General features: G+C 66.1%; 13 protein-coding genes. 8 read left to right on the top strand and 5 right to left on the bottom strand.

Annotation, left to right across the window (positions count from 1 at the left end; genetic code table 11):
* The first annotated feature begins 88 nt into the window (after window positions 1-88).
* Window positions 89-1,762, top strand: coding sequence for a DNA repair protein RecN (gene recN, locus FFS62_RS01355; protein WP_137971021.1), 1,674 nt, complete (start codon window positions 89-91; stop codon window positions 1,760-1,762).
* Between the two features lie 74 nt (window positions 1,763-1,836).
* Here the strand turns inward: recN and fur are convergent, their stop codons facing one another.
* Window positions 1,837-2,247 (bottom strand): ferric iron uptake transcriptional regulator, encoded by a 411-nt coding sequence (gene fur, locus FFS62_RS01350; protein ID WP_137971020.1) that lies wholly within the window; start codon window positions 2,245-2,247, stop codon window positions 1,837-1,839.
* Between the two features lie 97 nt (window positions 2,248-2,344).
* On the opposite strand from fur, the gene FFS62_RS01345 reads away from it, so the two are divergent.
* Window positions 2,345-2,860, top strand: a complete 516-nt coding sequence (locus tag FFS62_RS01345; RefSeq protein ID WP_137971019.1) for an outer membrane protein assembly factor BamE — start codon at window positions 2,345-2,347, stop codon at window positions 2,858-2,860.
* Window positions 2,861-2,918: 58 nt separating this feature from the next.
* Here the strand turns inward: FFS62_RS01345 and FFS62_RS01340 are convergent, their stop codons facing one another.
* The gene (locus tag FFS62_RS01340; protein ID WP_137971018.1) at window positions 2,919-3,224 is read right to left on the bottom strand and encodes an RnfH family protein; all 306 of its coding nucleotides are present in this window, start codon (window positions 3,222-3,224) and stop codon (window positions 2,919-2,921) included.
* Entirely contained in the window at window positions 3,217-3,651 is a 435-nt protein-coding gene (locus FFS62_RS01335) for a type II toxin-antitoxin system RatA family toxin (protein WP_137971017.1), read from the bottom strand. Before FFS62_RS01335 ends, FFS62_RS01340 begins: the two co-directional genes overlap by 8 nt.
* A gap of 129 nt (window positions 3,652-3,780) precedes the next feature.
* On the opposite strand from FFS62_RS01335, the gene smpB reads away from it, so the two are divergent.
* A complete protein-coding gene (smpB, locus tag FFS62_RS01330; protein WP_137971016.1) occupies window positions 3,781-4,263 on the top strand; it encodes an SsrA-binding protein SmpB in 483 nt (160 codons plus the stop codon).
* 30 nt (window positions 4,264-4,293) lie between these two features.
* Here the strand turns inward: smpB and FFS62_RS01325 are convergent, their stop codons facing one another.
* Window positions 4,294-5,061 (bottom strand): FCD domain-containing protein, encoded by a 768-nt coding sequence (locus FFS62_RS01325; RefSeq protein WP_137971015.1) that lies wholly within the window; start codon window positions 5,059-5,061, stop codon window positions 4,294-4,296.
* Window positions 5,062-5,372: 311 nt separating this feature from the next.
* Here FFS62_RS01325 and FFS62_RS01320 point away from each other — a divergent pair, with 311 nt between their 5' ends.
* From FFS62_RS01320 to FFS62_RS01300, 5 genes are all read left to right on the top strand, one after another.
* Entirely contained in the window at window positions 5,373-7,058 is a 1,686-nt protein-coding gene (locus tag FFS62_RS01320; RefSeq protein WP_137971014.1) for a lactate permease LctP family transporter, read from the top strand.
* 170 nt (window positions 7,059-7,228) lie between these two features.
* A complete protein-coding gene (gene lldD, locus FFS62_RS01315) occupies window positions 7,229-8,374 on the top strand; it encodes an FMN-dependent L-lactate dehydrogenase LldD (RefSeq protein ID WP_137971013.1) in 1,146 nt (381 codons plus the stop codon).
* A 59-nt stretch (window positions 8,375-8,433) separates the two neighbouring features.
* Window positions 8,434-11,253: an FAD-binding and (Fe-S)-binding domain-containing protein gene (locus FFS62_RS01310; RefSeq protein ID WP_137971012.1), complete on the top strand. Its 2,820-nt coding sequence runs from the start codon at window positions 8,434-8,436 to the stop codon at window positions 11,251-11,253.
* Window positions 11,254-11,318: 65 nt separating this feature from the next.
* Window positions 11,319-11,591 (top strand): hypothetical protein, encoded by a 273-nt coding sequence (locus tag FFS62_RS01305; RefSeq protein ID WP_137971011.1) that lies wholly within the window; start codon window positions 11,319-11,321, stop codon window positions 11,589-11,591.
* 77 nt (window positions 11,592-11,668) lie between these two features.
* Window positions 11,669-11,914 (top strand): hypothetical protein, encoded by a 246-nt coding sequence (locus tag FFS62_RS01300; protein ID WP_137971010.1) that lies wholly within the window; start codon window positions 11,669-11,671, stop codon window positions 11,912-11,914.
* On the opposite strand, the gene FFS62_RS01295 is transcribed toward FFS62_RS01300, so the two are convergent.
* On the bottom strand, window positions 11,915-14,833 hold the full coding sequence (locus FFS62_RS01295) for an ATP-binding protein (RefSeq protein WP_137971009.1): 2,919 nt from the start codon (window positions 14,831-14,833) through the stop codon (window positions 11,915-11,917).
* Window positions 14,834-14,974 lie beyond the last annotated feature (141 nt).

Below are 14,974 nucleotides of genomic sequence, written 5' to 3'. Positions count from 1 at the left end.
GGGCCGGTCGCACGGTTTCAAGGGTTATTGCCGGGACAAAACAAAACACTGTATAAATAGCCAGCACAAACTTTTGGGAGCGCTCTCCATGCTGGTGCACCTGTCCGTTCACAACTACGCCATCGTCGAACACCTGGATCTGGAGCTGGAACGCGGCATGTCCGTGATCACCGGCGAAACCGGCGCCGGCAAGTCGATCATGCTCGACGCCCTCGGCCTGGCCCTGGGCGATCGCGCCGACAGCGGCGCGGTCCGCCCCGGCGCCGACAAGGCGGACATCCTCGCTAGCTTCGACCTGGAAGACATCGCCGAGGCCCGCGCCTGGCTCGCCGAACGCGACCTGGACCACGACGGCCCGTGCATCCTGCGCCGCGTCATCACCAGCGAGGGCCGCTCGCGCGGCTACATCAACGGCGCGCCCTGCCCGCTCGGCGACCTCAAGGCCCTCGGCGAGCTGCTGATCGACATCCACAGCCAGCACGAGCACCAATCGCTGCTCAAGCCCGACACCCATCGCCGCCTGCTCGATGAATACGCCGGCAGCCAGGAGCTGGCGCGCCAGGTTCACCTGGCCGCCCAGCGCTGGCGCCAGACCCGCCAGGAGCTGCAGCGCCTGTCCTCGACCGGCGACGAGCAGCGCGCCCGCCACCAGTTGCTCAGCTACCAGCTGGAAGAACTGGAGAACCTGGGCCTGGGCGACAACGAGCTGGAACGACTGGAGCAGGAACATAAGACCCTGAGCAGCGCCGAACAGCTGCTCGGCGCCTGCCGCCAGGTGCTCGACCTGTGCAGCGAGAGCGATGCCGGCAACGTGCTGTCTGCCCTCACCGCCAGCCTCAATCGCCTCACCGCCTTCAGCAGTCAGCCCGGCGCTCTGGGCGAGGCGACCAACCTGCTGGCCAGCGCGCAGATCCAGGTCGAGGAAGCGGTCGGCGAACTGAATCGCTTCCTCGACCATTTCGATGCCGACCCGCAGCGTCAGCAGTTGCTGGAAGAGCGCCTGGACGCCATCTACAGCCTGGCGCGCAAGCATCGGGTGCAGCCCTTCGAGCTGGCCGAGCTGCAGCAGCGCCTGCTGGAAGAGCTGGAAAGCCTCAACGCCGATGACGAGGCGGTAGAGCGTCTGGGCGAGGAGCTGGCCTCCTACGCTCGCCATTATCACGAGAAGGCCGCCGAACTGAGCGCCCTGCGCCAGCAAGCCGCCAGCCGTCTGGCCGAAGCCGTGCAGGTGGAGATGCAGACCCTCGGCATGCCCGGCGGACGCTTCAGCATCGAGCTGCAGGCTGGCAGTGCCGAAGAGCCGCAACCCCACGGCTTGGAGCAGGTGGAATTCCTGGTCAGCGCCAACCCGGGCCAGCCACTGAAGTCGCTGGCCAAGGTCGCCTCGGGCGGCGAACTCTCGCGTATCAGCCTGGCCATCCAGGTGATCACCGCGCAGACCTCGCGGGTACCAACCCTGGTGTTCGACGAAGTGGACGTCGGCATTGGCGGCCCTACCGCCGAAGTGGTCGGCCAGCTGCTACGCCGCCTGGGCGAACGCGGCCAGGTGCTGACCGTGACCCACCTGCCGCAGGTCGCGGCCCAGGGCCATCACCATCTGTTCGTGCACAAGCAGCGCGACAGCGCCGAGACCCGCACTGCCGTGGCCAACCTGGATACAGCGCAGCGCGTCGAGGAAGTGGCGCGTATGCTCGGCGGCGTCGACCTCACCGAGGAATCCCTGCAGCACGCACGTAAGATGGTCACCAGCGCCCAGAGCTGATGCAGAAAGCCGCCCATGAAAAAGGCGCCCCGCGGGGCGCCTTTTTCGTCTGATTCGTCTGACTCGGTACGCGCTTACTTCTTCTTGCGCACGTACAGCACCAGATTGTGATCGACCAGCTCGAAGCCGTGCTGCTTGACGATCTCTTTCTGCAGCTTCTCGATCTCCGGATCGAAGAACTCGATCACTTCGCCGCTATCGACGCAGACCATGTGGTCGTGGTGCCCGCTGTCGGCCAACTCGAACACGGCATGGCCGCCGTCGAAGTTGTGGCGCTCGACCAGGCCGGCGGCCTCGAACTGGGTCAGCACGCGGTAGACCGTGGCCAGACCTACATCTTCACCGGCCTCCATCAGAGCCTTGTATACGTCTTCTGCACTCATGTGGCGCTGGCCGGAAGTGGCCGAGTCGAGCATCTGCAGAATCTTCACGCGCGGCAGGGTGACCTTGAGGCCAGCCTTACGCAGTTCGTTGTTTTCAACCATGGTCAGCTTTCTCGTGGTTGCTGCTTCGCAGCTCCCGTTAATGCGGGTATGATCGGGGTTTAATTTGCCCAGCCAAGATAGTGGAAGTCACCCACCGATGCAAAACACCAAGCTCTTGCTGCCCAGCCTCACCCTCGTGGGTCTGTTCGCACTCGCCGGCTGTTCGTTTCCCGGGGTCTACAAAATCGACATCCAGCAGGGCAATGTCGTTACACAGGACATGATAGACCAGTTGAAGCCCGGAATGACCCAACGCCAAGTGCGGTTTATCATGGGCAACCCGCTGATCACCGATACCTTCCACGCCAAGCGCTGGGACTATCTGTACAGCATTCAACCGGGTGGTCGTCAGCGTTACCAGGAACGCATCAGCCTGATGTTCGACGGCAGCGATCAACTGATCGGTCTGGCCGGCGACTTCATGCCGGGCGTCAGCCGCGACCAGGAAATCCTCGGCGAAGGCAGCGATACCAGCGTCAACCAGCAGCCTCAACAGCAGACCGAAGAGCCGGCCAAGCCGGGCTCTCTGCTGGAGCAGATCCAGGACGAAGTGGATGCCGCCGAGCCGGTACCCGTGCCGATCCCGGAGCCGCTGGACGCCCAGCCGCAGTAATCCGCTACAACAAAAAGCCCGGCCAATGCCGGGCTTTTTCATGGCCGCTGAAAATCACTCAATCGCCTTGCTGCGCCGCCTTGGCTCGTGCCGCACGCGCCTTGCGCACTTCCTTGGGATCGGCCAGCAGCGGCCGGTAGATTTCGACCCGCTCGCCAGCCTCCAGCACCCGCTCCTCCGGCTTGGCCACCAGCTTGCCGAAAATGCCCAGCGCCGCGGCGCTCAGATCGAGCCCGGGAAAGTGCTCGTCCATCGCCGAGCGCAGCGCCGCCTCGCGCACCGTGGTGCCGGCCGGCACGCTCAGGCGCAGCAGACGCTGCTCGCCTGCGAGGGCGTAGACCACCTCGATGTCGATCTCAGCCATAGAGCTGCTTGGCCCGCTGGCAGAAGGCATCGACCATGGTGTTGGCCGCCTGGGTGAACAGCGGACCGAGCGTCGCCTTGACCAGCGGACCGGCGTAATCGAAGGTCATGTCCAGGCTGATCTTGCAGGCCTTGTCGCCGAGCGCCTTGAACTCCCACACACCATGCAACTTGGAGAACGGGCCGTTCACCAGCTGCATATCCATGGACTTGCCCGGCACCAGGCGGTTGCGCGTGGTGAACTGCTGGCTGATACCCCCCTTGGCCACCGTGAGGGTCGCGCGCATCTCGCTCTCGCTGGCTTCCAGCACCTCTGAGGCCGCGCACCAGGGCAGGAATTGCGGATAGCTGGCCACATCGTTGACCAGGTCATAGAGGGCCTGCGCCGGATAGGGCAACAGGGCCGAGCGTTGGATACGGGTACTCATCAGCCTTTTGTTCCTGAACTGCCGCGCCGGCCTGCCAGCGCCACGGAGCGCGCATTGTGCGGAATTAGACCACCCCTCTCAAGCGCACCTGTCGCCACGGGCGCATCGACTCCCTATAATGCGCGCCCTATGGCCAAGCAGAAGAAACACCCCACCGGGACCATCGCGCTGAACAAAAAGGCGCTGCACGACTACTTCATCGAACACAAGTTCGAGGCCGGCCTGGTCCTGTCCGGCTGGGAAGTGAAGAGCCTGCGCGCCGGCAAGGCGCAACTGGTAGACAGCTACATCCTGCTCAAGGATGACGAAGCCTGGCTGATGGGTTGCCACATCACCCCGCTGAAGACCGCCAGCACCCACGTCATCGCCGACCCGATCCGCACCCGCAAGCTGCTGCTGAACAAGCGCGAGCTGGACAAGCTGTTCGGCTCGGTACAGCAGAAGGGCTACACCTGCGTAGCCCTGTCGATCTACTGGAAGGCCCACCTGATCAAGTGCGAGATCGCACTGGCCAAGGGCAAGAAGGACTTCGACAAGCGCCACACCGAGAAAGAACGCGACGCCGATCGCGAAGTCCAGCGCGCCATGCGCAGCAAGGGCAAGGACGAATAAGACAAAGGGCGGATCATCCGCCCTTTTCTTTTACAGCCCCTGGCGCCGCTGCGCCCGCTCCAGCCGCCGAGCCTCCTGCTGGGCCTCGGTCAGCACTTCCTGCACATACTGGATATGCAGATCCGACAGTTGCCGCGCCGCCTCGGCGCGCCGCTCGATGATCGCCTCGAACAGCGCCTGGTGCTGCGCGCGCAACTGGTCACGGGTCTCGCTGCGCTGCAGGTACATGCCGCCGATATTGGTCACCACGTTGTGCCGGAGCAGGTCGAACAGGCCACGGATGGTGTGTAGCAGCACCGCGTTGTGGCTCGCCTCGGCGATGGCCAGATGGAAACGTGCGTCCGCCGCGCCCTCCTCCGCCCGGCTGGCCTTGCTGTCCGGCGCATAGCAGCGCTGCAGCTCGTCGAAGGCGGCACGCAGGCGCTCATGGTCGAGCGGCGTGGCGCGCTGCGCCGCGTAGAAGGCGCAGGAGCCCTCCAGTGTGTGGCGGAACTCCAGCAGGTCGCGCTGGGCATCGGGGTTGCTCTCCAGCAGGTGCAGCAGCGGGTCGCTAAAGGTCGAACCCAGCTCCGCCGCCACGTAATTGCCGCCGCCCTGGCGACTGACCAGCAGGCCCTTGGCCACCAGCTTCTGGATCGCCTCGCGCAGCGACGGCCGCGATACGCCGAATTGCTCCGCCAGCGCACGCTCCGCCGGCAGCCGCTCTCCAGCCTTCAGCGTGCCCTCGAGAATCATCGACTCGAGCTGACTGACGATGTCGTCCGACAGGCGGCGCTGCCGCACCTGACCGAATGTCATACCACTTCCCACCCTCATTCCCTGCCGCCCGGCAGCCGTCTGGCCCGCCATTCGCGACTTGTGCCGGGCAGCCTAACCAGCCCTGCTAACCGCAGCAAGCAGCGGCATAAGGTGAACCGGTTCGACCAAAGTCGCATCCGGACAAATTGACACACCAAGAGCCAGGCTTTTACCCTGAGCGCCTGGCTTTGTAAATTGGTATTACCAATCATCCCGAGTCATCGCGTCGCTCGATCTGCCGCCGCCAGGCCAGAAGCCTGTCGATCACCGAGCGCGAGGCACCTCCAAAAACAATTAGGGAGCCACCCGCAATGCAAACCTGGCAACAGCTCTATACCCCGCTCGGCAGCCTCGGCCTGTCGGCGCTCGCCGCACTGATTCCGATCATCTTCTTCTTCCTCGCCCTGGCCGTGTTCCGCCTCAAGGGCCACATCGCCGGCACCATCACCCTGGCGCTGTCGCTGCTGGTGGCGATCTTCGCCTTCGGCATGCCTGCCGAGAAAGCCTTCGCCGCCGCCGGCTACGGCTTCGCCTACGGCCTGTGGCCGATCGCCTGGATCATCGTCGCCGCGGTGTTCCTCTACAAACTCGAGGTGAAGAGCGGCCAGTTCGAGGTGATCCGCAGCTCGGTGTTGTCGATCACCGATGACCAGCGCCTGCAGGTGCTGCTGATCGGCTTCTCCTTCGGCGCCTTCCTCGAAGGCGCGGCCGGCTTCGGCGCGCCGGTGGCGATCACCGCCGCCCTGCTCGTCGGCCTCGGCTTCAACCCGCTGTACGCCGCCGGCCTGTGCCTGATCGCCAACACCGCGCCGGTGGCCTTTGGCGCCTTGGGCATCCCGATCACCGTGGCCGGCCAGGTCACCGGCATCGACCCGTTCAAGATCGGCGCCATGACCGGCCGCCAGCTGCCGCTGCTGTCGATCATCGTGCCGTTCTGGCTGGTAGCGATGATGGATGGCTGGAAAGGCATCAAGGAAACCTGGCCGGCCGCGCTGGTCGCCGGTGGCAGCTTCGCCGTCACCCAGTACTTCACTTCCAACTTCATCGGCCCGGAACTGCCGGACATCACCTCGGCCCTGGTCAGCCTGGTCAGCCTGACCCTGTTCCTCAAGGTCTGGAGCCCGCGCCGCGCTGAAGACAGCGAAGTGGTCGGCATCTCCGGCGGTGCCGCGACCCTCGGCGGCTTCGGCGGCCAGAGCGGCGCCACCCCGTCACCCTACAGCTTCGGCGAGATCCTCAAGGCCTGGTCGCCGTTCCTGGTGCTGACCGTGCTGGTCACCATCTGGACCCTCAAGCCGTTCAAGGCCATGTTCGCCCCGGGCGGCGCGCTGGAGAGCCTGGTCTTCCTCTTCGCCATCCCGCACCTGGACCAGCTGGTACTGAAGGTCGCGCCGATCGTCGCCAACCCTACGCCGATCCCGGCCGTGTTCAAGCTGGACCCGATCTCCGCCACCGGCACCGCGATCTTCTTCTCGGCACTGATCTCCATGCTGATCCTGAAGATCGACTTCAAAACTGGTCTGACCACTTTCAAGGAAACCTTCATCGAGCTGAAGTGGCCGATCCTGTCCATCGGCATGGTGCTGGCCTTCGCCTTCGTCACCAACTTCTCCGGCATGTCCACCACCATGGCCCTGGTCCTGGCTGGCACCGGCTCGCTGTTCCCGTTCTTCTCGCCGTTCCTCGGCTGGCTGGGCGTGTTCCTGACCGGCTCGGACACCTCGTCCAACGCCCTGTTCGGCTCGCTGCAGGCCACCACCGCGCACCAGATCGGGGTCAACGACACCCTGCTGGTGGCCGCAAACACCAGCGGCGGCGTGACCGGCAAGATGATCTCGCCGCAATCCATCGCCGTGGCCTGCGCCGCCACCGGCATGGTCGGCAAGGAGTCCGACCTGTTCCGCTTCACCCTCAAGCACAGCCTGATCTTCGCCACCTTCGTCGGCCTGATCACCCTGGTCCAGGCCTATTGGCTGACCGGCATGCTCGTGCACTGAGGACATTCGGATCTGCTGCGCGTCGGCGATACAGCGTTAGACATGGCCTCGGGCTGCTCATTTACAGCTCGTAAACTCCGCGACCTCGGCCATGTCTGCCTTGTCTCGCTCTAGCTCGCGAGATCCGTCCGCAACATCGTTGTTCCCATTTTCCAATGGATGAGAAGCCAATGATCATCTCCGCCTCCACCGACTACCGCGCCGCCGCCCAACGCCGGCTGCCGCCGTTCCTGTTCCACTACATCGACGGCGGCGCCTACGCCGAGTACACGATGCGGCGCAACGTCGAGGACCTGGCCGGCATCGCCCTGCGTCAGCGCGTGCTGAAGAACATGTCCGAGCTGGACCTGTCCACCGAGCTGTTCGGCGAGAAGCTGGCCATGCCGGTGGCCCTGGCCCCGGTCGGCCTGACCGGCATGTACGCCCGCCGTGGTGAGGTGCAGGCGGCCAAGGCAGCGGCGGCCAAGGGCATTCCCTTCACCCTGTCCACCGTCTCGGTCTGCCCGATCGAGGAAGTGGCCCCAAGCATCGACCGGCCGATGTGGTTCCAGCTCTACGTACTGAAGGACCGTGGCTTCATGCGCAACGCCCTGGAGCGGGCCAAGGCCGCTGGCGTCACCACCCTGGTGTTCACCGTCGACATGCCCACCCCCGGCGCGCGCTACCGCGACGCCCATTCCGGCATGAGCGGCCCCAACGCGCCGCTGCGACGCATGCTGCAGGCCGTCACCCACCCGACCTGGGCCTGGGACGTCGGCGTGCTGGGCAAGCCGCACGACCTCGGCAATATCTCCACCTACCGTGGCAACCCCACCGGCCTGGCCGACTATATCGGCTGGCTGGGGGCCAATTTCGACCCGTCGATCTCCTGGAAGGACCTGGAATGGATTCGTGAATTCTGGGACGGCCCGATGGTGATCAAGGGCATCCTCGACCCCGAAGATGCCAAGGACGCAGTGAAATTCGGCGCCGACGGCATCGTCGTGTCCAACCACGGCGGCCGCCAACTCGACGGCGTGCTGTCCAGCGCCCGCGCCCTGCCGGCCATAGCCGACGCGGTGAAGGGCGAGCTGAAGATCCTCGCCGACTCCGGCATCCGCACCGGTCTCGATGTGGTGCGCATGCTCGCCCTCGGCGCCGACGGCGTGATGCTCGGCCGTGCCTTCGTCTACGCCCTGGCCGCAGCCGGCGGTGCCGGGGTGAGCAACCTGCTCGACCTGTTCGAGAAGGAGATGCGCGTGGCCATGGTTCTGACCGGCGCCAAGTCGATCGCCGATATCAGCCGCGACTCGCTGGTGCGTGAACTGGGCGTCTGATGTTCTAGTCCCCTCTCCCAGAGGGAGAGGGGTGATACCACCGGATACATGGAGCTCGCATGAGCCTGCCCGCCGCCTTCCTCGCCGAAGTCCATCGCCTGATCCCGCGCGAGCGCCTGTTCGACGACCCGCTGTCGACCCTGGCCTTCGGCACCGATGCCAGCTTCTACCGGCTGATTCCCAAGCTGGTGGTGCGGGTCGAGTCCGAAGCCGAGGTGGTGCGCCTATTGGAGCTGGCCAGCGCCCAGCGCGTGCCGTTGACCTTCCGCGCCGCCGGCACCAGCCTCTCCGGCCAGGCCATCAGCGACTCGGTGCTGATCGTCCTCGGCGACAGCTGGAACGACCGCGACATCCGTGCCAATGGCGCGCAGATCCGCCTGCAGCCTGGCGTCATCGGTGCCCAGGCCAACGCCTGGCTGGCGCCGCTGGGGCGCAAGATCGGCCCCGACCCGGCCTCGATCAATGCGGCGAAGATCGGCGGCATAGTCGCCAACAACTCCAGCGGCATGTGCTGCGGCACCGCGCAGAACAGCTACAACACCCTCGCCGGCCTGCGCGTGGTGCTGGCCGACGGCAGCGTGCTGGACAGCGAGGACGCTGCCAGCATCGCAGCCTTCCGCACCCGCCACGGCGCCCTGCTCGATCAGTTGGCCCAGCTAGGTCGAGAAACCCGCGCCAACACCGCGCTGGCCGCCAAGATCCGCCACAAGTACCGACTGAAGAACACCACCGGCTTCTCACTCAACGCGCTGGTCGACTTCGACGAGCCGCTCGACATCCTCAACCACCTGATGGTCGGCTCCGAGGGCACCCTCGGCTTTATCAGCGCGGTGACCTACGACACCGTGCCGGAGCACCCGCACAAGGCCAGCGCGCTGATCGTCTTCCCCGACGTGGAGAGCTGCTGCCAGGCCGTGCCGCTGCTCAAGCAGCAGCCGGTGTCCGCGGTGGAGCTGCTCGACCGCCGCAGCCTGCGCTCGGTGGAGAACATGCAGGGCATGCCTGCGTGGGTGCAGAGCTTGTCGGCCGGCGCCTGCGCCCTGCTGATCGAGTCGCGCGCCGCCAGCCAGTCGCTGCTGCACGAGCAGATCGGCCGGATCATGGCCGCCATCGCCCACTTCCCGGTGGAGAAGCAGGTCGACTTCAGCGAGGACCCGGCCATCTACAACCAGCTGTGGAAGATCCGCAAGGAGACCTTCCCCGCCGTCGGCGCGGTGCGCCAGACCGGCACCACGGTGATCATCGAGGACGTCACCTTCCCGGTGGAGCGCCTGGCCGAAGGCGTCAACCGTCTGCTCGAACTGCTGGAGAAGCATCGCTACGACGAGGCCATCCTGTTCGGCCATGCCCTGGAGGGCAACCTGCACTTCGTCTTCACCCAGGGCTTCGACGATCCAGTGCAAGTCGCGCGCTACGAAGCCTCTATGCAGGACGTGGCGCAGCTGGTGGCGGTGGAGTTCGGCGGTGCGCTCAAGGCCGAGCACGGCACCGGGCGCAACATGGCGCCGTTCGTCGAGCTGGAATGGGGCAGCGAGGCCTACCAGCTGATGTGGACCATCAAGCGCCTGTTCGACCCGCTGGGTATCCTCAACCCGGACGTGGTGCTGTCGCAGGATCCGCAGATTCACCTGAAGCACCTCAAGCCACTGCCGGCCGCTGACGAGATCGTCGACAAGTGCATCGAGTGCGGCTTCTGCGAGCCGGTCTGCCCGTCCAAGGGGCTGACCCTGACGCCGCGCCAGCGCATCGTCATCTGGCGCGATATCCAGGCGCGCAAGCGTGCGGGCATCGACACTAGCGAGCTGGAAGCCGCCTACCAGTACCAGGGCGTCGACACCTGCGCCGCCACCGGCCTGTGCTCGCAGCGCTGCCCGGTGGGCATCAACACCGGCGACCTGGTGCGCAAGCTGCGTGCCCGCGACGCCGAGCATGCCGGCACCGCCGACTGGCTGGCCGCCAACTTCCACCGTTCTCTGCAGGGTGCGCGGGTGCTGCTGCATGTGGCCAACGGTACGCGCCGTCTGCTCGGCGCGCCGCTGCTGGGCAAGGCCGCACGCGTGCTGCACGACAAGGCCAGGCTGCCGCTGTGGACACCGGCCATGCCGCAGGCGGCGCAGCCGATTCGCCTCGCCGCCCCCAGCCACGACGAGCGCCCGCGCGTGGTCTACCTGGCCGCCTGCGTGTCGCGCGCCATGGGCCCGGCCTTCACCGATGCCGAGCAGACGCCGCTGATCGACAAGACCCGCCGCCTGCTGGAAAAGGCCGGCTTCCAGGTGGTGTTCCCTGCGGACGCGGACAACCTCTGCTGCGGCCAGCCGTTCGCCTCCAAGGGCTACCCCGAACAGGCCGAGCGCAAGAAGCAGGAGCTGGTCGACGCACTGCTCAAGGCCAGCCGCGGCGGACTCGATCCGATCTATTGCGACACCAGCCCCTGCACCCTACGCCTGGTCCAGGACGGTCTCGACCCGCGGCTGCAACTGCACGATCCAGTGAAGTTCATCCGTTTACATCTGTTCGAGCGCCTGGAATTCACTCCGCAGGACAGGCCGGTGGCGGTGCACGTCACCTGTTCCACCCAGCACTTGGGCGAGGCCCAGGGGCTGATCGACATCGCCCGTCGCTGCACCAAGGAAGTAGTGATCCCCGAGGGCATCCACTGCTGCGGCTTCGCCGGCGACAAGGGCTTCACCACGCCCGAGCTGAACGCCCACTCGCTGCGCTCGCTGAAGGACGCGGTGCAGTACTGCAAGGAAGGCATCTCCACGAGCCGCACCTGCGAGATCGGTCTTTCCAGCCACAGCGGCATCGACTACCACGGCCTGGTGTACCTGGTGGACCGGGTGACCCGGGCAAAAAACTCTGAACCGAGGCCGCTCTAACCCAGTCGACTGCACACGGGCCCGTTTGCCGGGCTCGCTTCGACGACTGAAGAGGAGAGACCTCGATGAAGCGTACTGCCCTGATTTTTGCCTGTGCCCTCGCCGCCTCGCCGGCGTTCGCCAACGACGATCTGTGCGCCACCAACCTGCAGAAGATCGATGACCAACTGGCCAGCCAGACCGCTCTCGGCGCAGCAGCCAAGCAGCAGGTCGAGGATCTGCGCAAGCAGGCCGTGCAAGCCCAGCAGGCCGGCGACAACGAAGGCTGCGCCGGTCACGCCAACCAGGCCGTGACCCTGCTGGAGAAAACCGGCAAGGGCGACGGCCCCGCCGAGTGACGGCTGGAGAGCCGGCGGCACAGCGGACCTGGCGTCCGTCTCTATACTGAGTTCACCCCATCCATGGAGGACTCACCATGCGCCGGCTCTTCCTGCTCTGCTCCACCCTGCTGTTCAGCACCTCGCTATGGGCCATGCACTGTCCCCAGGACATGGCCAAGATCGACGAAATGCTCAAGACCGACCCGCCCGCCGATGCCGAAGTATTGGCCGAAGTGCAGCGCCTGCGCGCCGAAGGCGAGCAGCTGCACAAGTCCGGCAATCACGGTGAGTCGGTGAAGGTGCTGGAGGAAGCGTTGAACCTGCTGCAGGCCAGCGAGTAGTCAGGCTTCCTGACCGAGCAGCGACAGCGCCATTTGGCGCAGTTGCTGCAGGTCCACCGGCTTCAGCAGGCAGGCCTGCGCCCCCTTGGCGCGGGCTTCCGCCAACAGCTCCTCGTCGGCCGCAGCGCTGACCACCAGCACCGGCACCTCGGCCAGGCGCGGCTCATTGCGCATGTATTCCAGCACTTCCAGGCCGCTGCCATCGGGCAGGTCGAGATCGAGCAGCACCAGCGCCGGCGTCTGCTCGCTGAGTTGCAACAGCGCACGGCGCACCGAGCCCACGCCGCCCACCACCGCCATCTCGCGCAGCCCCTCCTGCAGCACCCGCAGGCAGGCCGGATGATCCTCCACGCAGAGCACCTGGGCCAATACCTGGCGCGCACGCGTCGCGGCCGGCTGTTCCGCCGCGCCACCGAGCGGCGGCTCCGCGGCGCTGGGCAGCTCGATCCAGAAACGGCTACCCAGGCCGACGTCGCTGGCGAAGCCCATCTCGCCGCCCATCAGCTCCGCCAGTTCGCGGCACAGCACCAGGCCGATGCCGGTGCCCGGGATATTGGAGTTCTCCCGACCGAGACGCTGGAACGGCTGGAACAGCTGCGCCTGTTGTTCTGTGCTGAGGCCCGGACCACTGTCGTCGACCCACAGGCGCACACCGCTGGCGCGCACCTCGTAGCCCATGCGGATCATGCCCTGGGGGCTGTTGTACTTGATCGCGTTGGACAGCAGGTTGAGCAGCACCTGGCGCAGACGGCGCGGATCGGCCAGGACGAACAGCGGCGGATGGGCCTCGGCCAAAACCTGCAGCTGCAGGCGGCGCTGCTGCACCTCGGGCTGGATCAGCTCGGCGCAGCTGCGCAGCAGCGGGCCGATATCCACCGGCTGCAGTTGCAGCTGCTGCTGACGGCTCTCGATGCTGGAGAGGTCGAGGATATCGTCCACCAGCGAGGTCAGGTGCCGGCTGGCCAGCACGATCTCGCGGGCGTACTCCGCCTCCTGGTGGCGCTCGGCATGGTCCTGGGCCTCCAGCTCGATTAGCTGGGCGAAGCCGTGGATGGCATTGAGCGGCGTGCGCAGCTCGTGGCTCATGCTGGACAGGAAACGGCTCTTGGCCTGACTGGCGGCCTGAGCCTCGTGGCTGGCGCGACGCAGCTCTTCCTGTACCTGCTTGAGGCGGGTGATGTCGACGTGGGTGCCCGCCGCACGCACCGCGCGGCCCTCGGCGTCGCGCTCGATCACCTTGCCGCGGCTGAGCAGCCAGACATAGCGGCCCAGGCCATCGGCATAGCGATACTCGGCCTCGAAGAAGTCCTCGGCGCTGTCGTCGGCCATGCTCAGGCGCAGGTGGCGCACTCGCGGCAGGTCGTCCGGGTGCACGCGCTGGTTGAATTCGGCGAACGGCATGCAGTCGGTGGGCAGCCCGAAGCGCCGCACGAAGCGGTCGCTGATGCGGATGCTGAGGCTCTCCGCCTCCACTTCCCAGAGGCTCTCGGTGGTGCTCTCCAGCACCAGCTCCAGGGTGCGCTGGGCACGCAGGCGGCTCTCCTCGCTGGCCTGCAGCTGCTGGCCGGCGTGCTGCACCTCCACCGCCATCTCGGCCATCTCGGCGATCGAGGTCGGTGGTGCCGCCGGTTTGCGCTCGCCCACCGCCAGGCTGCGCATCATGCCGACGATGCCGGCGATGGGCTCGGCCAGCTCGTTGCTCAGGCGCCGCGAGCGCGTCCACATCCAGGTACCGAACAGCAGATAGAAGAACACCAGGCCGGCGATCAGCAGGTAGCCGATGATCTGGTATTGCTCGGCCAGGCGGTTGGTCTCGCTGAAGATGTTGGCCTCGTCCACCACCAGCAGCAGACGCCAGCCGGTCTGCGGAATCTCGCTCCAGGCCATCAGCTGGCCGCGGCCGCCGAGCTGCACCTCGACCACGCCGTGGTGCCGGGTGGCCATGGCCTCCAGCAGCGGGCGCAGGCCCTGCTGGCGATCCAGCTTGAAGTCGGCCGGTTTCAGTACCTCGCGGCTGACCGCCTCGGCGTAGGAGTAGCTGGTCAGCTCGCGCAGGCCGAAGTCCTTCTCTCCCGCCGTGGGCAGGGCCATGATCGCGTTGTCGCTGCCCACCAGCAGCGCGTAACCCTGCCAGGGCACCTGCAGGTTGCCGATCTCGGCGAGCATCTGCCCGACCGTCACGTCCAGGCCGGCGACACCCTCGAGGAAGTTGTCGCGATAGACCGGGGCGATGGCCGACATCATCCAGCCCTGGCCGGCCGGATCGAGATAGACCTCGGTCCACACGGTACTGCGCTTGGGGTTGTGCTCGGCGTTGGCCAGGTAATAGAAGTTGTACTGCGGGATGACCATGTCATGCGGGTACTGCTGCAGCACATCGAAGTACGGGTAGATGCGGTTGTAGCTGTCCCAGGTGTTGAAGTAGACCGCCGCCACCAGCGGGTCGGCCTGGCGGATCGAGCGCATCAGCGGGTCCACCCGCGACAGGCGCAGCGCCTTGTCGCGGTCCTGCTTGGCCGGTGGCGTAGCGGCGGAATAGAAGGAGGCGGCGCGGCCATCGTCGCTGCTGCTGTAGAACACGCCGCTCGGCGCGCTGGCGTGACGCTTGCGCTCCAGTTCGTCCGGGGCGAAGCGGTGATCGCTCAGGGCCTCGGTCACCGCGTCACGGTAGATGCCGACCTGGGCCTCGATGGCGCGCAGACGGCTGTCGATCACCTGCCCTTCACGGCGCACGGCGCTGTCCAGGTCCTGCAGCGCGCTGCTCTGCAGGTAACCGACCTGGGACTCGCGGATGGATTCGTTGGTATAGAGATAGACGGCGATCAGCACCGACTCCACCAGTACCAGGGGAATCAGCGCACTCTGCAGGAACGCTCGCCAGATCCAGCGGCGCAAAGGCTTGAGCGGTGCGAGCGGCATCCGTCGCTCCTCGAATTCTAATCTGAAGAGAATGGCACAAGACCGCCGAACGGCCAGTGCCCGCCAGGGATTGTACTGGCAGTTCGATGGTCGACGCTGGTGAACCTTTGCCGTACACTGCCCTCCAACCTCGCAAGAGCG

It is taken from the genome of Pseudomonas sp. F(2018), assembly GCF_005508865.1.
Lineage (GTDB): Bacteria > Pseudomonadota > Gammaproteobacteria > Pseudomonadales > Pseudomonadaceae > Aquipseudomonas.
This window is presented reverse-complemented; position numbering and strand designations above follow the sequence as displayed.